The 18,416-nt window shown below is 64.2% G+C and carries 22 protein-coding genes; 7 read left to right on the forward strand and 15 right to left on the reverse strand.

Annotated features, from left to right (window positions below):
* Nucleotides 1-59: 59 nt before the first annotated feature.
* On the forward strand, nt 60-383 hold the full coding sequence (locus J2X70_RS14630; RefSeq protein ID WP_279208450.1) for a hypothetical protein: 324 nt from the start codon (nt 60-62) through the stop codon (nt 381-383).
* A 76-nt stretch (nt 384-459) separates the two neighbouring features.
* The gene (locus J2X70_RS14635) at nt 460-1,302 is read left to right on the forward strand and encodes an MnmC family methyltransferase (protein WP_025879203.1); all 843 of its coding nucleotides are present in this window, start codon (nt 460-462) and stop codon (nt 1,300-1,302) included.
* A gap of 3 nt (nt 1,303-1,305) precedes the next feature.
* Here the strand turns inward: J2X70_RS14635 and J2X70_RS14640 are convergent, their stop codons facing one another.
* From J2X70_RS14640 to J2X70_RS14650, 3 genes are all read right to left on the reverse strand, one after another.
* On the reverse strand, nt 1,306-2,274 hold the full coding sequence (locus J2X70_RS14640) for a polysaccharide deacetylase family protein (protein ID WP_309910955.1): 969 nt from the start codon (nt 2,272-2,274) through the stop codon (nt 1,306-1,308).
* A gap of 88 nt (nt 2,275-2,362) precedes the next feature.
* Complete coding sequence (locus tag J2X70_RS14645; RefSeq protein WP_309910957.1) at nt 2,363-2,908, reverse strand: RNA 2'-phosphotransferase; 546 nt, start codon at nt 2,906-2,908, stop codon at nt 2,363-2,365.
* A gap of 56 nt (nt 2,909-2,964) precedes the next feature.
* Complete coding sequence (locus J2X70_RS14650) at nt 2,965-3,609, reverse strand: hypothetical protein (RefSeq protein WP_309910958.1); 645 nt, start codon at nt 3,607-3,609, stop codon at nt 2,965-2,967.
* Between the two features lie 92 nt (nt 3,610-3,701).
* Between J2X70_RS14650 and J2X70_RS14655 the strand changes: the two genes are divergently transcribed.
* The gene (locus J2X70_RS14655; protein WP_279208452.1) at nt 3,702-4,418 is read left to right on the forward strand and encodes a hypothetical protein; all 717 of its coding nucleotides are present in this window, start codon (nt 3,702-3,704) and stop codon (nt 4,416-4,418) included.
* A 4-nt stretch (nt 4,419-4,422) separates the two neighbouring features.
* Here J2X70_RS14655 and J2X70_RS14660 read toward each other — a convergent pair whose 3' ends face one another.
* Both J2X70_RS14660 and J2X70_RS14665 read right to left on the reverse strand, forming a co-directional pair.
* Nucleotides 4,423-4,593, reverse strand: a complete 171-nt coding sequence (locus J2X70_RS14660) for a hypothetical protein (RefSeq protein WP_099782623.1) — start codon at nt 4,591-4,593, stop codon at nt 4,423-4,425.
* A gap of 24 nt (nt 4,594-4,617) precedes the next feature.
* Nucleotides 4,618-5,430, reverse strand: a complete 813-nt coding sequence (locus tag J2X70_RS14665) for an alpha/beta hydrolase (RefSeq protein WP_025879208.1) — start codon at nt 5,428-5,430, stop codon at nt 4,618-4,620.
* 228 nt (nt 5,431-5,658) lie between these two features.
* On the opposite strand from J2X70_RS14665, the gene J2X70_RS14670 reads away from it, so the two are divergent.
* Nucleotides 5,659-6,138: a nuclear transport factor 2 family protein gene (locus tag J2X70_RS14670; protein ID WP_059065818.1), complete on the forward strand. Its 480-nt coding sequence runs from the start codon at nt 5,659-5,661 to the stop codon at nt 6,136-6,138.
* Between the two features lie 22 nt (nt 6,139-6,160).
* On the opposite strand, the gene J2X70_RS14675 is transcribed toward J2X70_RS14670, so the two are convergent.
* Nucleotides 6,161-6,667 carry a hypothetical protein gene (locus J2X70_RS14675; protein ID WP_144435822.1) on the reverse strand — a complete coding sequence of 169 codons (507 nt, stop codon included), beginning with the start codon at nt 6,665-6,667 and terminating at the stop codon, nt 6,161-6,163.
* Nucleotides 6,668-6,853: 186 nt separating this feature from the next.
* Between J2X70_RS14675 and J2X70_RS14680 the strand changes: the two genes are divergently transcribed.
* Nucleotides 6,854-7,252 (forward strand): XVIPCD domain-containing protein, encoded by a 399-nt coding sequence (locus tag J2X70_RS14680; protein WP_223483326.1) that lies wholly within the window; start codon nt 6,854-6,856, stop codon nt 7,250-7,252.
* Between the two features lie 47 nt (nt 7,253-7,299).
* Here J2X70_RS14680 and J2X70_RS14685 read toward each other — a convergent pair whose 3' ends face one another.
* From J2X70_RS14685 to J2X70_RS14725, 9 genes are all read right to left on the reverse strand, one after another.
* On the reverse strand, nt 7,300-8,421 hold the full coding sequence (locus J2X70_RS14685; RefSeq protein WP_343238827.1) for a hypothetical protein: 1,122 nt from the start codon (nt 8,419-8,421) through the stop codon (nt 7,300-7,302).
* Nucleotides 8,422-8,435: 14 nt separating this feature from the next.
* The gene (locus tag J2X70_RS14690) at nt 8,436-9,011 is read right to left on the reverse strand and encodes a hypothetical protein (RefSeq protein WP_025879213.1); all 576 of its coding nucleotides are present in this window, start codon (nt 9,009-9,011) and stop codon (nt 8,436-8,438) included.
* 118 nt (nt 9,012-9,129) lie between these two features.
* Nucleotides 9,130-9,705: a hypothetical protein gene (locus J2X70_RS14695; RefSeq protein WP_218788547.1), complete on the reverse strand. Its 576-nt coding sequence runs from the start codon at nt 9,703-9,705 to the stop codon at nt 9,130-9,132.
* Between the two features lie 79 nt (nt 9,706-9,784).
* On the reverse strand, nt 9,785-10,360 hold the full coding sequence (locus J2X70_RS14700; protein WP_059065808.1) for a hypothetical protein: 576 nt from the start codon (nt 10,358-10,360) through the stop codon (nt 9,785-9,787).
* Nucleotides 10,361-10,503: 143 nt separating this feature from the next.
* Nucleotides 10,504-11,652, reverse strand: a complete 1,149-nt coding sequence (locus J2X70_RS14705) for a YncE family protein (protein ID WP_309910966.1) — start codon at nt 11,650-11,652, stop codon at nt 10,504-10,506.
* Between the two features lie 179 nt (nt 11,653-11,831).
* Nucleotides 11,832-12,842 (reverse strand): XVIPCD domain-containing protein, encoded by a 1,011-nt coding sequence (locus J2X70_RS14710; protein WP_309910968.1) that lies wholly within the window; start codon nt 12,840-12,842, stop codon nt 11,832-11,834.
* A gap of 2 nt (nt 12,843-12,844) precedes the next feature.
* Nucleotides 12,845-13,480: a hypothetical protein gene (locus tag J2X70_RS14715; protein ID WP_099782605.1), complete on the reverse strand. Its 636-nt coding sequence runs from the start codon at nt 13,478-13,480 to the stop codon at nt 12,845-12,847.
* Nucleotides 13,477-14,403: an XVIPCD domain-containing protein gene (locus tag J2X70_RS14720; protein WP_309910970.1), complete on the reverse strand. Its 927-nt coding sequence runs from the start codon at nt 14,401-14,403 to the stop codon at nt 13,477-13,479. Before J2X70_RS14720 ends, J2X70_RS14715 begins: the two co-directional genes overlap by 4 nt.
* A 967-nt stretch (nt 14,404-15,370) precedes the next feature.
* Nucleotides 15,371-15,970, reverse strand: coding sequence for a hypothetical protein (locus J2X70_RS14725; RefSeq protein ID WP_309910972.1), 600 nt, complete (start codon nt 15,968-15,970; stop codon nt 15,371-15,373).
* Between the two features lie 206 nt (nt 15,971-16,176).
* On the opposite strand from J2X70_RS14725, the gene J2X70_RS14730 reads away from it, so the two are divergent.
* Nucleotides 16,177-17,046 (forward strand): hypothetical protein, encoded by an 870-nt coding sequence (locus J2X70_RS14730; RefSeq protein ID WP_263930246.1) that lies wholly within the window; start codon nt 16,177-16,179, stop codon nt 17,044-17,046.
* Between the two features lie 20 nt (nt 17,047-17,066).
* Nucleotides 17,067-18,392 (forward strand): XVIPCD domain-containing protein, encoded by a 1,326-nt coding sequence (locus J2X70_RS14735; RefSeq protein WP_263930247.1) that lies wholly within the window; start codon nt 17,067-17,069, stop codon nt 18,390-18,392.
* Nucleotides 18,393-18,416: the final 24 nt, after the last annotated feature.

Genomic DNA, 18,416 nt, shown 5'->3' on the forward strand with positions numbered 1-18,416 from the left:
CTTCCCATGGCCTCAGCGATGCCGCTGGCACACGCTGCCGGTTTCGAGGAGGAATTCCGATGACCGTTCTTCTCCTGCTGGCCGCAATCGTTGCAAAGACCCAGGGTGCTTACGACGAGGTGCGTGAGACCGCTGATGGCGAGATCGTGGTGATGCGTACCTTCGACTGGGAGATCGAAGGGCAACGCGCCGAACGCGTAACCGTGCACTGGCTGCTGCAGGAAGACGGCAGCATGCGCTACGACTTCGACCGGCAGCCAGCCGCCACCCAGGATGTCCATCGCCGTTCGTGCGCGTTGCGGGCAATGCAGCCCTCGCGAGGCGTCGGCCTCATCTCGGGAGAGGGAACCATCCACGGATTCAGCTGCACCGACCTGCGGTAGCGCCGCGCCCATGTCCGGCTCGGCTGCACAGCGCCTGCGGTACCATGCCCTCCCCCGAATCCTCCCGCTACCCACCGTGCCCCACTACTCCGGCCCCCTGCTGACCCGCGACAGCGCTGACATCCTGCGCCGTGCCCACGACAAGGGCGCCACCGAGTGGTCGGGCTCGCTCGATCTGGGCCGCAGCGAAGCGGCGGTACAGCTGGATGCCGAGGGTTTCACCTTCCGCGGCCAGCACTATCCGTGGCCGGGCAAGCTGAAGGACCGCACGCTGTACTACTGGGATGGCGAGGAGTTCTGCTCCATCTCCCGCTTCAGCGGCTCGCTGATCAAGCTGGTGCCGACCGAGTGGGGCGCACCGACCTTCGAGATCGACGGCATCAAGATGCTGCCGACCTCCAAGCTGTCGCCGTTCGAGGACGCGCGCCGCAAGGTCGAGCTGGTCGCCCCGGCGGGCAAAAGCCTCCTCGATACCTGCGGTGGGCTTGGCTACTTCGCCGCCTGCGCACTGGAGGCCGGCGTCGGCCAGATCCGCTCGTTCGAGAAGAACGCCGACGTGATGTGGCTGCGCACGCTCAATCCGTGGTCGCCCGATCCTGACTCAGCCGCCGCGGGCGGCCGCCTGCACTTCAGCCACGGCGACGTCTCGCAGCAGATCGAACAGGTCGCCAGCAACAGCGTCGATGCGATCCTGCACGACCCGCCGCGCTTCGGCATTGCCGGCGAACTGTACTCGCAGGTGTTCTACGACCATCTCGCCCGCGTCATCCGCAAGGGCGGTCGCCTGTTCCACTACACCGGCGCGCCGAACAAGCTGACCAGCGGCCGCGACGTGCCGCGCGAAGTGGCCAAGCGCCTGGAAAAGGCCGGCTTCAAGGCCGAGCTGGCGCTCGATGGCGTGCTGGCCGTCAAGCGCTGAGGCTCACTCGCCTTCCACCTTGGCCAGCTTCATCACCCACTTCGGTACTTCCGGCTCGCCGGCGTAGAACGCCTTGGGCTTGTTCTCGGCCATCGCCCAGCGGTGCAGCCAGCTCGGCCCATAGCGACCACTGTAGCCCTCGGCGCCGCGCGCATAGGCGGGGTCGCGCACGGCTTCTTGCAGCGACACAAAGCGATAGCCACGGCGCTTGGTGGCCGCCACCAGCTCGGCGAACGTCGCCGCGTTGAGCTCGTTGGCATGCATCAGCCACACCTGCGGCACCGCATACCCCAGCAGCGCCTGTGACTGCTGCTCGTAGTAATCCACCTTGTTCAGCATGTACGGCACATAGCCCTTGCGCAGGCTCGCCAGCGTCGCCTCGCGCTGCGGTGAATCGGGCTGCTCGTTCATCACGTTGGCATAGGCGAAGGCCCACACCCACTCACCGTTGTCGACCGTCACCGGCGCCACGCGGTAGCCGTGCTGCTTGAAGAACACGTCCATCGCCACGCGGTCTTCCTGCGTACGGCCCGCACGCAGGTAAGGGTGGCGCATCCATTGCGGCGTCTGCCCACGCTCGGCCAGCAGCGGCCGCAGCACCTGCTCGCCGCGCAGGAAGTCCTGCTGGAACGCCGGCACGCCTTTGGCGTTGAGGTCCATGTGCGACCAGGTGTGGTTGCCGAGTTCGTAGCCGGCATCCAACCAGTCGCGCAGCATCTGCACGCGCGCCGGCTGCACCTGGCCATCCACTTCCAGCTTGTTTTCGTTGACGAAGCCCACCACCGGCACATCGGCCTGGCGCAGCTGCGCCATCAGTGCGGCATGGCGTGCCTGCAGATCGGCCGGCACGATCTCATCCAGGCGCGCCCACGGCAGATCGTCAATGGTCACCGCGATGCGCCGATCGACTTCGGCAGCGTGGACAGTCAATGACAACAACAGCAACGGCAACGCACGCAGGAACAGACGCATCGGTACATCCATGGGACCAGGATGCAGCGACTGTAACGCGATTGGGCCTTGCCGCCGAGTGTGGACCCGGCCGCAGCGCCAGAGCGGGTCAGTCGGCGATGTACTGCGGCGGCACGTGGTCGGTCAACCAGACACCATTGGCCGAGCGGTGGAACACGTGCCCATCGGCATGCATGCGCCCGGCATGCACGCTGAGGATCACCGGCGCACCGCGGCGAGCACCGACCTGGTGGGCCGTCTCCCGGTCCAGTGACAGATGCACGTGATGGCGCTCGCCCGCATGCAGGCCCTGCTCGCGGATCGAGCCGACGAAGCGCGGCACCGTGCCGTGGTACAGCCACTGCGGCGGCGCCACCGGCACCAGTCCAAGATCGACCGCGACCGAATGCCCCTGGTTTGCGCGGATACGCTGGCCATCATCGCTCAGTGCAAAGCGTTGCTTGTTGCAGCTCGCCACGATGTGCTGCAGTCCGCCACGGTCGAGCGCGTGCCCGTGTGCAGCCAGCTTCTGCAGCAGTTCGTCGACGTTGGCCCAGCCCTGGCCGTCCAGGATCAACCCGATTTTCCCGGGTTCATGGCGCAGCACCAGGCTGAGGAACTTGCTGGTCTGCTTGGATGAAGTTTCCGTATTCATCGGCATAGCGTGCCGCAAAAGCGCCAGTTGGTGCCAGTCAGCGGCCCGCGCCAGCTTCAGAACCGGCTCAGCTGAGAGGTAGTGCGCCACAGCCACAGGCCAACCACCATCGCTGCCATCAGCAGTCCGCACAGGATGATGGCCAGCGCATCAGGTGCGTGCGGCGGCGTCAGGTCGGCCCTGGCGAAGATCTGCAACAGCCATCGCCGCATCGAGGACGGGAGCGCATGTCCGTCTGGTGTCAGGTCTGTCATGCATGCTGCAGGCAGCGCAGTGGTGATGCCCGCCCACACATGCTCATACAGTCGAAGCATCACGCTCGCCAGCAGCAGCGCCGCCGCATGCAGGGCAAGCAGGCCCCAAGCGCTGCGGCGCAGCGGTGCATCTACATGGCGCAGCCAGTGCACGCAGACCAGCAGCGTACCCAGCAGGGCCAGCACCAGCGTTGCCATCGGCAGCCAGCACAGCGGCTGCCAGTCGTCCAGCGCGCCGGCACGTGCCAACAGCTGCTCGGCAACCAGCATCCGGGCAGCAGGATCGGCGCCGCCGCAGGCCAAAGACAGGGGCTCCAGCAGCAAGGCCACGCGCTGGTGGAAATGGCCTGCGGCCAAGCCCACCGACAGCAGCGCCAGCACCTGCAGCAGCAACAACATCAGGCCGGCGCCAAAGAAGCGTCCGAGGCGGGCAGTGAAGGCGGTCATCGACGTAGTCCCAGCGAGTGACGCGCATGCTAGCCAAGCCAACGGCCGCTGTCGGCTGGCAGATGCGACACGACCCTGGAGGATGCGCGATCATGTCCACTCCTTCAGGAGAGCTGGCGATGGTAGGGCTGTATCTGCTCGTGCGTACCCTGCTGCCGGTTCTGCTTGGCGGGTTGGTTGCGATGCTCGGCGCACGCGTGATCAATGCGCGGCTGGCCCGCCTTCCGCCGCGCGTGATTGCGCTGCCCGATGAAAGCCTGCTGCCCAGCCCCGCCGCACAGCGACGCTATCGCCGCATGCGTCGGCGCAGACCGGGCCTGCAGCACTTCACCCTGCCACCCAAGGTGCCGCGCAGCTGGGTCCTGCTCGCAGCAATGGCGTTCATCGGCACGGTAGGCCTGACCGTCTACCTGATGCCCGATGGCGCCCGCTTCCAGGTGCTGGTCGAGAGCACCTTGGGATATCCCTCCACCGTCATCGAAGTCCATGCGCCCATGCAGCAGCAGCTGCAGCTGCTGGATGCCTGCGCCCCCGTGCTGCATCGCACTGTCCGCCCCATCACCATGCGCTACCGCAGAACCCGCACCGGCAGTCCGGTCGAGGTGCACGGGGCACTGCCGGTGCAGGTGCGGCACCGCGGCACGCTGCTGCAGGTGGCCACGGCGCGGCCGGTGGATGCGGCCCTGCTGCGCGATGCCCTGCACCAGTGCAGCGCATCGTCCAACGTTACGCTGACGATACAGCCGCGCACCGTCGCGCCATGGCGGGAATGGGGCTGGCAGCCGTGGCCGGGGCGCAACAGCCAGTAAGGCTTCAACCGCGCGGCAGTTTCGCCGCCCACATGTTGTCCACCAGGTTCGGGTAACGGCGCCCGTTCTCCTCTGCCCGCTGCCGCGCCGCCGCCTTCTGCGCTTCCGTCAGCGGCTGCGTCTTCTGGCCCTTCGGGTTGGGCTTCTTCCAAGGCGGCGTGCGGGCAGTGGGCATGTGCGGATGATGCCGTAGTGGGTGTTACTTCTTCAGGAATTCCAGCAACGCCAGATTGAAGTCATCGGCGTGGCTGGTATTGCAGCCATGAGGTGCATTCTTCAGCACCACCACCTCGCTGCCGGCGATGGCCGCATGCGTGCGCTTGCCTGAACCTTCGAACGGCACCGTCGCATCGCTGTCACCGTGCAGCACCAGCGTCGGTACGGTCACCTTCTTCAGGTCCGCGCGGAAATCGGTGGTGGCGAACGCCTTCATGCACCCCAGCGCAGCGGTCTGGTCAGATTGATGGGCAAGCGCGATGGCGGCCTGGCGCTCGTCCTCGGTGACCATCAGCTTGCCGTCGGCACTGAAGAAATCGCGGGTAAAGCCGTCGAAGAACGACTCCCGGTCCTTCTCCAGCCCCTGGCGCATCTCATCCGCCTTTTCCTGGGTCAGCGGCCCTTCGGGATTGTCCGCGCCCTTCAACAGGTACGGCGGCACGGCCGCAGCGAACACCACGCTGTGCAGGCGGTCTTCACCATGGTTGGCGATGTAGCGCGCCACTTCGCCACCGCCCATCGAGAAGCCGACCAGGGTGACATCGCGCAGGTCGCGTTCGTCGATCAGGCCGGCCAGGTCAGCGGCCAAGGTGTCGTACTCGTAGCCATCGGCGGGCTTGTCCGAGCGCCCAAAGCCGCGACGGTCGTAACTGATCACGCGATAACCGGCATCACGCAGCAGCGGCACCTGCGCCTTCCAGGATTCGGCAGACAGCGGCCAGCCATGGATCAGGATGACCGGGCGGCCGGTGCCGCCGGTGTCTTCAATGTGCAGTCGGACGGAGGAGGTAGCCATGGTAACTCCCGGGGGAAAGAGGAGCCCAGCCTAGGCAATCGCACCGGAGGCGCCCGTGATGGATCCGGCTCAGGCCATGACATCGCGTACACAGCACCGGCCAGCCGGCACATCGGTTCGCACCCGCATGGACGGCATTGGTCGGGTCCTGCGCCGGTTTCGTCACGCCCCGCTTACCGTGCGCCATCGCCCATGCCAGTCTGCGCCGGTCCTCAATGGAGCCACGCCATGCTGCTCGCCCTGCCCCTGCTCGCCGCCGCCGTCGCCGGCACCTCCCCCGCCAGCGACACCCTGCGCGAGCAGATCCGCGCGGCCGACACGCAGCTGTTCGCCGTGGCCTTCGATGCCTGCGATGCCGACAGGGCCGCCGCGATGACCACCGAAGACATGGAGTTCTTCCATGACAAGGACGGCAAGTCCGCCAACAGCCGCGAGGACTTCCGCCGCAGCGTGGCCACCCTGTGCGACAACGCGCGCAAAGGGGGCTGGCACCTGCGGCGCGAACTGGTGGAGAGTTCACTGCAGGTCTTTCCGCTGCAGGACGATCGCGCCCTGGAAATGGGCGATCACCGCTTCCATGAGCGCGGCGCCGATGGCGTTGAACACTGGACCGGCCAGGCCCGTTTCATCCAGGTCTGGCGCCGCGTGGATGGCCGATGGCAGGCCGAGCGGGTGATCAGTTACGACCACCGCCCGGCGGACAAATAAATATCACCACCGCAGCGCCCGCTCAGTCGCGCAGGTTGCTGGCGCGCGTCAGCATCCAGCAGCCGTAGCGGCGCGCGAAGGTGTAGGTATCGCGCTCGGCGTCGCTGCCGAAGGTCACGCGCTGCCCGTTGTCATCGATCGCTTCGATGCGTGTGGGCGCGTTGTAGGTGCCGGCGCGCATGCGCTCCAGCGCGGCCGGATCGCGGCTGACCGGCGAGGGCACGAACAGATTGAACGCGGCCAGGTAGCGGTAGCTGAAACGTTTCAACCGCGCGGCACCCTGCTCCAGCACGATGTGTGTGGGCGCCAGCCCCTCGTGGTCATCGCGCACGGTGTGCATCGGCACCTCGTACTCCAGTGGGTCGGAGGTGTAACGCAGGCGCACCCGGTCATCGGCCGGGTCGGCGAAGCGTTGCAGGAAATGGGTGAAGTCCTGCGAAGGGCAAGCGGGATCGTCCGCCGCCACGGGCGTGTCAGCCGCCGCAGCACCTGCGCAGGCCCACAGCCCCATGCCCAGCAGCAACCGCACAGCCGCCTGCCCCCGTATCCGGTTTGTCTCCCCGTGCACCACCTTCTCCCTCCATCCCATTGCAGCCGGGCGCCATCCCCTGCGCCCCGGGCCACAGGCTAGCAACAAAGCGGTTACCGGCGCAGCCCGCGACCGTTTTACACTGGCCACATCCGGCCACACGGTAGCGGCCACATGGAGCCCCCAATGACCCCTGATGATTCCCTGCACCAGCAGATCCGCCAGAACGTAGCCGCACTGGACGAGAAGCATGGCCGTGCGTTCGACGCCACCAGCGAGAACGTGGCCGCCAGCCTGGCCGTCAAAGCCCGCGAACAGGGTCTGGAGCGCGCCGACCACGTGGTGGTGAGCAACGCCACGGCCAACCTCCCGGCCGGGCACAACATCTTCGTGGTACAGGGCGACCCGGCCAACCCGGCGCACCTGCGGGCGATGCTGCCGACCGCCGTGGCCGCGCAGACGCCGGCCGAGCAGTCACTGCAGAAACTCGGGTTGGGTGGACAGCAGCCGGTGCAGGCCGAGCAGCAGACGCTGGATGCACAGGCGCAGGATCAGCAGCAGAACCCTGCGCATCGCATGGGGTGAATGCCGTCAGGCGTCGATGCCATCGACGCCTTTCGCATGGGCCGGTATCAGCCCATTCGGGGCTGAGCGTGCTGCGTCTGCTGCAGCTGATCTTCCTGCGCAACGCGGCTGGACTCGCGGCCCTGATGCTGCACGCTGGCTTGCTGGTACACCTCTTCCACCGTGCCCTGCTGGGCATCGGCCAGCGAAAGACGCTGGCGGTTCGCTGCAGGGTCCGGTGAGGCGGTGTCGCCCGTGCGCTGCAGGAAGACATAGCCCGGCGAATCCACCGCACCGCCACTGCTGAAGGCCACCTGCAAGGTATCGCGTTCGGTGTAGCCACCCTGCACCGCCAATCGCGTCAGGTGGCCCGCCAACAGCTCGGGCTGCTGTCCCGGCGGCAACCCTTGGCGATCGGCCGCTTCCCCCAGCGCCGCACGCACCCGCTGGTCCAGCGGATGCAATGTGTCACCCGGCACACGTGCGTCGTTGGCCAACCGCTCACCGCTGCGCTCACCGATGTCGTCGTTCTCGCTCAGCAAGCGATGCTTCCACGTGCGCTCGGGCATCGGATTGGTCTTCGTACGATTGAGATCGCTGTTCGGGAACGGCGGCTCGATGCTGTCCACGCCGTGGATGTTGCGCAGCGGGCGAAAACCGTCCTTGCCCGCGCCCTTGCTGTCCAGTGGAATGCGGACATCCGGAAAGAGCTGCCCTGCGGGACCTCCAAAAGCATTCACGTCGATGCTTCTCTTTCGCTCGATGCCAGCGTGGTTCAGCGCTTCCCAGGTGAAGTCCACGCAGTTGTGGCGCACGTCCTCGTAGTGCTTGCTGAAGCCGAATTTCTCCGGGTCCGAGCCGAAGGCCTCAAGCTTCTTGTATTGCTCTTCGCTTATCTCGAGGGTGCGGGTGTAGCGTGGGTCCTTGTATACATCGACGTCGTCTTCCATGATCGCGCCTGCGCCGTTCATGCTGCCATGTACCTTGGGCGCAAATCCGTAGCTCTTCGGGGGCTGATCCGGGGCATGCAGGACGTAGAACATGTGGCCTGGTGCTGAGGTCTGGGGAACACCATCCAAGACCTGCTGCTTGCCGGTCTCCACATCAATCAATGGCGTTCCGGGCGCGGCAATGACAATGTCCAGGGTGTAACGCGGCTTGTCCATAAGATGAGTCTCCGTTCCTTCCAAGGGATGAGTATTGGTTACTTGCCAGGCAGACGAGCAACATGCACGCGCAAACGCGATGTGTACTGCTGCAACTCCGGCCTTGCCTGCACGGTACGAACCTGTAGGCGGTAGCGCGCATCGATCTCCACAGGCAGCGCAACGATGCTCAGATGGTAGTCGCCGTCACTGCCCGAACGCAGACGGCCGTACCTCCACGCGTTCGATGTGTGCCACGCGGGTAGTGGCTTACCGGCGTTGAGAGCCATGGCCTGGAAGCTGTCATGGGTGGGAACATCCACCCAGTCGCCATCCATCCAGCGCTGAAGTGACACGTCGAAGGGAATATTCAAACCATGCATGTCGGGCGAATTCCCGGCATCGGCGTCTTGGCGCTGCAGCTCCAGCCCCAATGAATAGGTGCGGTCCGGAATGAAATTTCGCTCGCTTATTTCGAACTCGAACCACACTTCCTGGCCAGCCTGATCCACCGCAATTGGCTTGGTCAGATCCAGCGGCTCGGTGGCGACAGGATCACGGCTGGAACAGGCACCCAGCACGGTGCTCAAGATGACCAACAGGCCGACGTGCAGCCAGCGGTGGATACCCAGCATGTTCAGATCCTTTGGCTCCCTGCCATGGGCTTCAACCCTAGCCGCTGTGCCATGGGGCGGGCAAGCAGGCAACCCATCAGGAGTCGGACGACGGGGCAGCTCTACAGCATGAGGACAGCTATTTCCCCACAGGCCACGCAGCATGTATCTGCACCTGAGCCGAGTAGTGCTGTAGTTCCGGCGTGGTCTGTACGGTGCGAACCCGCGCGCGATAGCGAGCATCAGGCTCCAACGGCAGGGCAACGATGCTCCATCGATACTGGCCACCGCTGCCCGCGCTCAACGCTGCATAGCGCCAGGCAGCGGATGTGTGCCACGCAGGAAGCGGCTTCCCCGCGTTGAGCGCGAGTGCCTGGTAGCTGTCATGGGTGGGAACGTCCTGCCAGGCACCTGCGCCCCATCGCTGCAGTGACACCTCAAAGGGAAGATTCAACTTGCGCATGTCCGGTTCGCCGTTCTCGCGCCTTCCTTGCCCTTGCACCTCAAGCTCCAGCGCATAGGTGCGCCCCGAGTCGAAATTGCGCGCATTCGTCTCGAACTCGAACCGCACCTCCTGGCCGGGCTGATCCACCGTAATCGGCTGCGTCAGTTCCAGTGGTTCGGGTGGCTCCGGGATGCGTCTGGAACAGGCACCCAGCGCGGTGCTCAAGATGATCAACAGGCCGACGCGCAGCCAGCGGTGGATACCCAGCATGTTCAGACCCTTTGGCTCCCTGCCATGGGTTTCAACCCTAGCAGCTGCGCGCTGGAGGGCAAGCAGGCATCCATGACGGCTATTTGCCCGCCGGCCGGGCTGCATGCGCCCGCAACTGCGCCGAGTAATGATGCAGTTCCGGCGTTACCTGTACGGTGCGAACCTGCATTCGATAGCGAACATCACGTGCCAGTGGCAGGGCAACCACGGTCAGTAAGTAGTGGCCATCACTCCCCATGTGCGGCGACGTATAGCGCCACTCGCTGGATGCATGCCATTCTGGAAGCGGCTCGCCTGCATTGAGCACCCCGGCTTGGTAGCTGTCGTAGGTGGGAACGTCTTTCCAAGCATCAGCGGCCCATTGCTGCAGGTTCACCTCGAACGGGACCCTCAATGTGCCCACGTCAGGCTCATCGTCCCTGGCCGGTCCCTGCCGCTGCACTTCCAACTCCAGCGCATAGGTGCGCCCCGAGTCGAAATTGCGCGCATTCGTCTCGAACTCGAACCGCACCTCCTGGCCGGGCTGATCCACCGTAATCGGCTGCGTCAGTTCCAGTGGTTCGGGTGGCTCCGGGATGCGGCTGGAACAGGCACCCAGCGCGGTGCTCAAGATGATCAACAGGCCGACGTGCAGCCAGCGGTGGATACCCAGCATGTTCAGATCCTTTGGCTCCCTGCCATGGGTTTCAACCCTAGCGGGTTGGCGGTGGGGGCCGCAACCGGGCAAAGAAAAAGGCAGGGCAAAAAGCCCTGCCCTTTTCCAGCAGCCAGCTGCCGGGCATGACCCGGCACCATCCCTTACAGCTGGATCCGCGCCACGCTCTCGTCCGAGCCCTTGGCATCCTTCTCGCCGTTCTTGATGCTCACGTACAGCACGTTGTTCTTCGCATCCAGCGCCAGGCTGTTCGGGTGCGTCGGCACAGCGTAGGTGGCCACCTTCTGGTAGCTGTCGCTGTTGTACGCGGTCACCGTACCGGCTTCGCGGTTGGTCACGTACAGGCGCTTGCGCGGTGCATCCAGCAGGATGCCCAGCGGACCGGCGTCGGTCGGGATGCTGGCCAGTTCCTTGCCATTGCTGCGGTCGAGCACCAGCACGCGCTGGCCCGGGTGCTTGCTGACCAGCCCGCTGCTCTTGGCTTGGTAGCCACGCAGCATTTCCGAGCCCTGGTCCGTCACGAACAGGCGCTTGCCGGCCGGGTCCAGCGCGATGTTCATCGGCTGCTCGGCGGCGATCTTGTGCTGGGCTTCCACCTTGTTGGAGTCGGTGCCGACCACCACCAGATCGGCCAGCAGATTGCTGGTGTACACGCGCTTGTTGGCGGCATCAAGCGCCAGGCCCGGCGCCTTGGCGTTGCCCAGGCCCGGAATGGTGTTGATCACCTTCAGGGTGTTGGTATCGATCACGAACAGCACGCTGCTCACATCCGGCTGGCTGCTGTGGCCGGTCACGTACAGGCGGTTGGCGGCGCTGTCGACCACCAGCTCGCGCAGGTCGTGGGTGTAGGCGGCCTTGCCGTCCTTGCCGGTCTTCTTCTCCATCAGCTGCACGGTGCCGATGGCCTTGTTCTGTGCGGTGTCGACCACGGTTACCGACAGGTCCACGGTGTTGCCCACGTACAGGCGGTTGTGGGCGTCATCCAGCACCACGCCGAACGCCTTGCGCTCCAGCGGGATGCGGGTTTCCACGGCGAGCGTGGTCGGGTTCAGGCGCAGCACCTGGGCCGGGCCGGCGTCGTCACCGAAGCCACCGGACGAGGCAACGAACACGGCGTTCTGCTTGGGGCTGTAAGCCAGCTCGTACAGGCCCTGGGCGATGGCCTGGCGCTGCACGGCGGTGGCGGGGCTGGCGGCGGCGGCGGCTTCAGCGGCGAAGGCGGTCGGAGCACCGAGGCTCAGCGACACGGCGACGGCCAGTACGGCCGAACGGAAAAGGGAATTGCGGATCATGCGAGCGTCCTTCAATGGGCACGGAGGGTGTCCTGGCTCGCGGGGCCGTTCTTCGACGGCCCGGCCCTGCATCTGTCTGCGCGGGGTGGGCTGGCTGGGTAGCGCGGGAATGGTAGCAGGTAGGGGCCGTGGCGTCCGCCTGCGGATGCAGGGCGGACGCGCTGTTCGGCGCTGAACGCCTAGACCATGCGCGGGGCGTGCGCCTGGGCCAGCTGCTGCTCTTCCTGTTGAAGCTGGGCATCACGCTGCGGCTGTGCCTGCGCCAGTTGCTCGATGCGCTCGAACGAGGCTGCCACCGGCGTCTGCGCGGCGACGTCTGCCGGCAGACTAGCGCGCTGATGCGCCGGGTCGCTGCGATCGCCCTGCACGATGAAGAGGTTGGGGGCGGCATCGCCACGGCGCTCGCCGAGCAGCACATCGTCTACGCGCGTGAACTGCTGCTCCTTGGAGAGTGCCAGGAGGCTGGCGCTGACGTTGCCGTTCTGGGCGCCGAAGGCTCCGAGGTCGGCCACCTGCTGGTGAAGCTGATTGAGGCGAGTGTGATCGGCGTGGGATGGATCGGCGGGGGTTCCGGCCGCGGCGATGGAGCTATTGCGAAGATGCTCGCCATTCTCAGTGAACATCCACTCCCGGAACGTCTGTTTCGGCATCGGGTTCCACTGCACCTTGTCCAGCTCGCTGCCCTTTACCTGCTGAGGAATGGCGTTGACGGCGCGGATGTTGTCCAGAACCTTGGTGGCACCCTCGTAGTTGTTGATCTCCCCCGCCAGCCCCACTGGCCGCAAGCCTGCGTGGTTCAGCGCACCCCACGCGAAATCGGTACAGGCGTTGGAGAAGAAGTCGTAGTTCATATCGAAGCCGTGCTTCTTCGGATCAGCCGAGAACTCGAGGATGCGGTCGTACTGCTCCTTGCTGATCTCGATCGTTCGCTCAAATCGAGGGTTGTCGTAGACCCATACATCCATGTCATCGACCTTGCCCCTGTTCGGGTTCTCCTTCGTCCCCGCCGAGGTGAAACCAACGCTCTCCGGCAAAGGCTCGCCCGAGCGACGCAGCGACAAGAACATGTGCCCCGCGAACGATGGCTCCAGCAGCAACCTGTTCCCCTCAGCGTCACGTCCGTAACGGGGTGTACCGGGAGCCGCCAGATGGATGGTCACGCTGTAGCGCTCGGCGCCGTCCTTGTGCATATCTACTTTCCTAGTGATTGGTAGCCAACGATCAATTCTGCTTTCAAGCCTTCCAGCTCGGGTCGATCCTCAACAAGATCTACCACCAGAACGTAGCGCCCAGGTGCAATTCCCCCGACCTGCGCCAACTGCAGCGTGCGATAGAGCACCTCTTCAGAGTACAACCCCGCCTCGGCAAGACTGTTGATATCAACGCTCCCGGTCGTCAAGTCCGTCACCACGCCATCATCCGGGATCTTCTGCGAGTCACGCCCATCGCGGGTGCGCTGCCAGAGCTGTACAGGGCCAGGCGTGCTGGCATCGATCCGTTCCAAGCGCAGCCGCGTTGGCAGCCTTCCCAGCGTGATCTTCTCCGACGCATCCAGCAGCCGGCGCGCGTCGGTTTCCTGCAGCCGCAGCCCGACGTTCAGGATCGGAATGGCCGGCTTTTGAGGCGCGGGCAGGTCGAAAGTAACCTCAGCAATTCGCCCGGCCTTCTGCAACTGCACTGCGCGCGTGAACGGGACCACGGTCCGGGCCGCAGCCTGCGCTGGTGTCAGAAGCGTGGGCGCTACCTCAGGTGCTGATGATGCACGGCACGCCACCAGCACGCCCAGCACAACCAAGGTCACCAGCACCCGCTGCAGTTGCACGATCACTGCTCCTTCAACCGCAGCGAATCGGCCACATCGGCCTGTGCCGCTACTTCCGTAGCGATGCTCGCGCGGCGGTGCCCCGGGTCATCGCGGTCACCCTGCACGATGAAGATGCTCTCCGCCTCGTGGCTGCTCTTGGTAGGCCGGCTGAGCAGCACGTGGTCCACGCGCGACAGGTTGTTCTGCTTGGCCAGCACCAGCAGGCTGGCGCTGATGCGCTGGCTGGTGTCGTCGAAGGTGCGTCCGTGTGCGGCGTCCAGCTCGGCCACCTTCTGGATCAGCTGCGCGAACAGCCGGTGGTCCGGGTGCGAGGGGTCCAGCAGCGTGCCGGCCACTTCCATCGGGCTGGGCGGCGGTTCGTGGCTCGGGCGACCGCCTTCGCGGTGCAGCTCAGCCTCGCGTTCGGGCATCGGGTGGTGCTGTTCGCCATTCAGCTCGCTGGCCGGGAATGGCGCCGCAATACACTGGATTTCCGGCAGGTTGAACAGCACCGCGAACTCGCCCAGGTTGCTGCCGCCGTCCAGCGGTGCCGGCTGCGAATGCAGGCCGGCATAGTGCAGCGCGGCCCAGACGAAATCGCTGCAGCGGTTGATGGTGGCCGGGCGATCGACATCGAAGCCGAACTCGGCCGGCTCCTCGGCGAAATCGCGCAGGCAGCCATAGTGCTCCTCGCTGATCTCAAGGGTGCGGCTGTAGTACGGGTCGCGGTGCTCGTCGGCATCATCGTGTACGACCTCGGCGTACTGCACACCGGCAGCAGCCTCATCGGTCGGCAGGCGCGGCGGTGCGAAGCCGTAGCTGTGCGCTTCCTCGCCGGCGGCGGTCTGGAAATACATGTGGCCGCGCGGCGAGCTGCCACCGCTGTTCAGCGGGGTGCCGGGCGCGGCCAGAAAAAGGGTTACCGTGTAGCGTGTTGCTTGCTCCATGCCTGCTCAGCCTTGTTGGGTACTGCGGTCCTGGCCGGATGATCGCATAGGTGGGTTCGCGGGCAGGTGGAGAGCTTGGGCCGGAGTGGCGGTGGCTTGCTGAATGTGTGAACCAGCGTGCAGTACCAGCGCCCCGGAAGCTCGCGGGTGGAGTGGGTTGGGATGCCGCCGTATAGTGGCTGGAACGCTGCAATGGATTTGCTGATGGGTACCCCAACCTCTGGCGCTTCGGCTCGATTGCGCCCGGCCCCTATCTCACTGGATCGGTCGCTCCGACTGCGTTTAATGTCGTATCTGGCCCGAGCCGGGGTAGCCGTCGGGCCATTGGCATTGATCACTCTATCCTCGGCATGCGCGCCCGTATCAGACACGCCTGCTGGCGAGACCCGCCCCTCTGCTTCGTCGAGCCGCCCCGCCGATATCTCAATGTCGGAGCTTCAGAGGAGACTCCTCGCCTACGCCGATTCGCTCAAGTCGCGATCTGACATCAGCCCTGAGAAGTTCGGCGCAGCAATCGGTGTATCCCTGGTGCCGGACGAGAAGGTCAGCATCAGGAGCGTCGCCAAAGACCTAGTGATAACAGAAGGCTTCAATTACGCAGCCTCATACTTCTCTGTTGAGTCCCCGCGTGACTACCCCCGGCATTCCGTCGTCTTCTACCAGCTTGGGAAACCTTCAGTAACCGAAGCTCCTGGCGACGTTTGCTATTGGGATGCGGATAGCGCGGGACAGGCGTTGGAACGGCTTGGCTACAAAGGCCTAGGGGAAGCGCCGTTCCAGAGAGGTCGAGTCAGGCATTACTGGCGTCCTATCGACGCGGACCAAGGCATGAGCACCAGCCTTCTGACATACCGCATCAATGACAGTGCCGGATTCCGAACGTGTGTTTACGAGATCAGGTTTTCAGGAGGTGACATGTGAAAGGAATCGAAGCAAGCATCGAACCGCTGTTGAGCCTTCCAAAAACCTATTTCACGTTGTAATTGGCGACCAGAAGCTCGATGTTGAGATGTGCAACTTCCGCGTTGTCCTGAAGGTTGGTCACCTTCAGCCGGTACTTGCCGGCCGTCAGATCCCCGGAATCGGCACGGGCCACCTCGTACTCCCTGTAGGCCAGTGACATGTCGTACTTCCCTACATTGACCAGATTGTTCGAATCCGCGCCGACGGCATTTCTGTATTCGAATACATCGCCCTTGGCCGGTTGATATCGGCTGCCCTGCCACACAGCGGGCAGATCGCGATTCAAGGCGTGCAGCGCGATGGGCATCTCGATGTTGCCATCCAGCTTCCAAAGCTGCACTTTCAGGGGAATCCGGGCGTCTTCGAGGAAGTCGACATCTCCCGGTCTCATGTCCGGGCGCTTGGCAGGCCCACCGGTACGGAAGCCGATGAGGAAGGTGCGAGGTTTGGGGTCTTTCTCCCAGGGCGGCGGCAGTTCAAAACGCGCCTCTACCGTTGCACCTGCATGGACAAGGTCCATCGGCTTGGCGAGGGGGAAACCATCGCCATACATCTGGGGTGCCTGGGCGCCACAGCCGCCCATAAGCAGGGGCAGCAGTACCATCCATGGCCTCAGTAGGTGTTGCATCCGTTCCTCACATGCCAGCACGCAGTCCCAGGCTGTTATACACCGCGCCAGCCGGCCAGTTCTGAATTGGATCCACATCGTAGGAGATACCCGGCTTCACGTAGCTCGTGAAGAAACGCTTCCACTGGAGCTTCCCTCCCCGCCGCTCTATAGTCGTTTTCGATCACGCAAGGAAATCGCCCATGAGCAGAGCACCGGCTCGCCGGCTCGCGTCTTTCGCCTTGGTGGCTGTGTTAAGCGCGACCGCCTGTGCGAAGTCTCCATCCACGGAAAAGGACCAGAACGGAACCGCCATGTCCGAAGACGCAACCAGCCCGCGCACGGTGGGCGGACATACCTATACCACGCAGCCGGTCGAGGCCACATTGGGGCCGCACCGTTTCATGTTCCCGGCCAATCTCTACTACAACCAGATCGGTCCCTTCGCCGATGGTGGGGTCATGCTCACCTTGTTCTGGCCTGACTTTGACGCAGCGCCGCCGGGTGACCGTCCAGTACGTACAACCCAGGACAGCCGACGGCAGGTTCTGATCGAGCTGCACTACCTGGACCGGGTACCCATCACCGATTACCTCGCACGACGGTCCAGCAACGACGCCACGTCCGAGGCAGGATCGTTGGAACGCAGGGACCCCGTGGAGCGCTTGGATCTGCGGGTAGCACAACCCGAACGATTGGGATTGACCCCCTATGCAATCGATCCCTCGTTGCTGGCCGCCTATGCGAAGGATTCGGAACAGGAGCTGGGCGTGCCTTATGTGCACAATCCGAAGATGGAACCGGACTGGTACGTGGCGCGTTCAACAGATGGCCAGCTGAGAACGTTCATCAGCTGCGATCCTGCGGACAGGATTCCCGATGGCTTGGTTGCGCATGGCAAGGCACTTGAACGCGCCGACGGTGATCGAGTTGCCATGTGCCGTCATTCCATGGTCGATCTGGACGACAGCATCACTATCGAAATGACCTACGCGCGCGTGATGCTGAGCGACTGGCAGCGCATGGAAGCTGCAGTGCGCGAGCTTCTGCGCCGCTATCGCGCCAAGTCGTGATCGAACTTCAAGGATGAACCATGAGCGGACTTACCGATAAGGACATTAAAGTCCTGGATTTCTATGCCAAGCATGGGAACCGAGAGCTTTACTGGAACTACCTCGCACAGCTTCCCGACAACGATGGCTATGGGCTGTTGGCGCTGGGTGTTGTACGCAACGACAGCCTGCCTGGCCGGGTCGCCAACAGCTTTGCAACAGCGGTCGCCGAGCAGCAGGAGAAGCTGTTCGGTAGTAACGAAAATGTAGATTTCACTGAACGCAGGCAGGAGACGTTCGGTCAAGAACTGATCAGCAATGATCTGGCCGAACGCAAAAAATGGATGGGAGCGGGTAGGCCAGAGCTGGCCCTCAACCTGCCCTATACCAGCACACTCAAATCCCACGATGTCTCGTTCGAGGCCAACGATCTCAACGTGAACTGCTGGACACCGCGCATGCTGCTGGTCGCCACAGAGCACAGCAAGGGCGAGCAGGCGGCAGAAAAAGTCTGGCAGAACATGCTCGACAATACGGCCGGCGGTGCGTTCCGTGCTGGCAAGACCGCGGTCAGCGTGCACCTGGACATGCCCCAGCCCGCCGGGCACTTCTACTTCGTAGAGCTCAGCAAGTTCGAGGCATTGGCGACCCTGCAGCGCGACGCTGTCGACCCCAACGTCATCGGTACCAAGATCGATTACCACACGTACAACGCGAAGGATGGCAGTTGGAGCCACACCCGGGGCGTTCCTCCCATCGATGTAACAACGAAGGAAACCGATGCGAAGGAGATTTCGCGCCTGAACGAGACCCGTGAGGTTCGCCTGGAGCGCGAGGTCAAAGCGACTCAGTTCCATCCCGATGATCCCTACAGGGAAATCGCCAAGAGCCCACTTGTGGTTTCCAACCAAGAGCCCGAACTTCCGTCCGCCGAAGGACGCCGCCTGGCGAGTATCGCGCCGGGCCATCCCGACTACGCGTTGCACCAGCAGATTCGCCAAGGTGTAGCCGCGCTGGATGAGAAGCACGGCCGGCCATTCGACGCGATCAGTGAGAACTTGACCGCCAGCTTGACCGTGAAGGCGCGTGAGCAGGGCTTGGAGCGTGCCGACCACGTGCTGTTGAGCAATGCAACGGCCAGCCAGCCGGCCGGGCACAACATCTTTGTTGTGCAGGGAGACCCGGCCGACCCTGCCCACCTGCGCGCAGGCATGCCAACAGCGGTGGCGGCACAAACGCCAATGGTGGAATCCCTGCAGCAATTGGCTATTGTTGGCGACCAACGCGCGCTTGCTCGCGAGAACGAGCAGCAGGCGTTGGACGCCCGCATCCAGGAACAGCAGAGTCACTCCATGCGTATGGGGTGAAGTCCGTCGCGATTGGCGCCTCCG

This window comes from Stenotrophomonas sp. 1337 (assembly GCF_031455455.1).
Classification (GTDB): Bacteria; Pseudomonadota; Gammaproteobacteria; order Xanthomonadales; family Xanthomonadaceae; genus Stenotrophomonas; species Stenotrophomonas indicatrix.

Excerpts from the sequence above, each read along its gene's own strand:
- J2X70_RS14630 (WP_279208450.1), top strand. The coding sequence starts at position 60 with ATGACCGTTCTTCTCCTGCTGGCCGCAATCGTTGCAAAGACCCAGGGT.
- J2X70_RS14640 (WP_309910955.1), bottom strand. The coding sequence starts at position 2,274 with ATGCGTCTGTTCCTGCGTGCGTTGCCGTTGCTGTTGTTGTCATTGACT.
- J2X70_RS14645 (WP_309910957.1), bottom strand. The coding sequence starts at position 2,908 with ATGAATACGGAAACTTCATCCAAGCAGACCAGCAAGTTCCTCAGCCTG.
- J2X70_RS14650 (WP_309910958.1), bottom strand. The coding sequence starts at position 3,609 with ATGACCGCCTTCACTGCCCGCCTCGGACGCTTCTTTGGCGCCGGCCTG.
- J2X70_RS14655 (WP_279208452.1), top strand. The coding sequence starts at position 3,702 with ATGTCCACTCCTTCAGGAGAGCTGGCGATGGTAGGGCTGTATCTGCTC.
- J2X70_RS14660 (WP_099782623.1), bottom strand. The coding sequence starts at position 4,593 with ATGCCCACTGCCCGCACGCCGCCTTGGAAGAAGCCCAACCCGAAGGGC.
- J2X70_RS14665 (WP_025879208.1), bottom strand. The coding sequence starts at position 5,430 with ATGGCTACCTCCTCCGTCCGACTGCACATTGAAGACACCGGCGGCACC.
- J2X70_RS14670 (WP_059065818.1), top strand. The coding sequence starts at position 5,659 with ATGCTGCTCGCCCTGCCCCTGCTCGCCGCCGCCGTCGCCGGCACCTCC.
- J2X70_RS14680 (WP_223483326.1), top strand. The coding sequence starts at position 6,854 with ATGACCCCTGATGATTCCCTGCACCAGCAGATCCGCCAGAACGTAGCC.
- J2X70_RS14690 (WP_025879213.1), bottom strand. The coding sequence starts at position 9,011 with ATGCTGGGTATCCACCGCTGGCTGCACGTCGGCCTGTTGGTCATCTTG.
- J2X70_RS14695 (WP_218788547.1), bottom strand. The coding sequence starts at position 9,705 with ATGCTGGGTATCCACCGCTGGCTGCGCGTCGGCCTGTTGATCATCTTG.
- J2X70_RS14700 (WP_059065808.1), bottom strand. The coding sequence starts at position 10,360 with ATGCTGGGTATCCACCGCTGGCTGCACGTCGGCCTGTTGATCATCTTG.
- J2X70_RS14705 (WP_309910966.1), bottom strand. The coding sequence starts at position 11,652 with ATGATCCGCAATTCCCTTTTCCGTTCGGCCGTACTGGCCGTCGCCGTG.
- J2X70_RS14710 (WP_309910968.1), bottom strand. The coding sequence starts at position 12,842 with ATGCACAAGGACGGCGCCGAGCGCTACAGCGTGACCATCCATCTGGCG.
- J2X70_RS14720 (WP_309910970.1), bottom strand. The coding sequence starts at position 14,403 with ATGGAGCAAGCAACACGCTACACGGTAACCCTTTTTCTGGCCGCGCCC.
- J2X70_RS14725 (WP_309910972.1), bottom strand. The coding sequence starts at position 15,970 with ATGGTACTGCTGCCCCTGCTTATGGGCGGCTGTGGCGCCCAGGCACCC.
- J2X70_RS14730 (WP_263930246.1), top strand. The coding sequence starts at position 16,177 with ATGAGCAGAGCACCGGCTCGCCGGCTCGCGTCTTTCGCCTTGGTGGCT.
- J2X70_RS14735 (WP_263930247.1), top strand. The coding sequence starts at position 17,067 with ATGAGCGGACTTACCGATAAGGACATTAAAGTCCTGGATTTCTATGCC.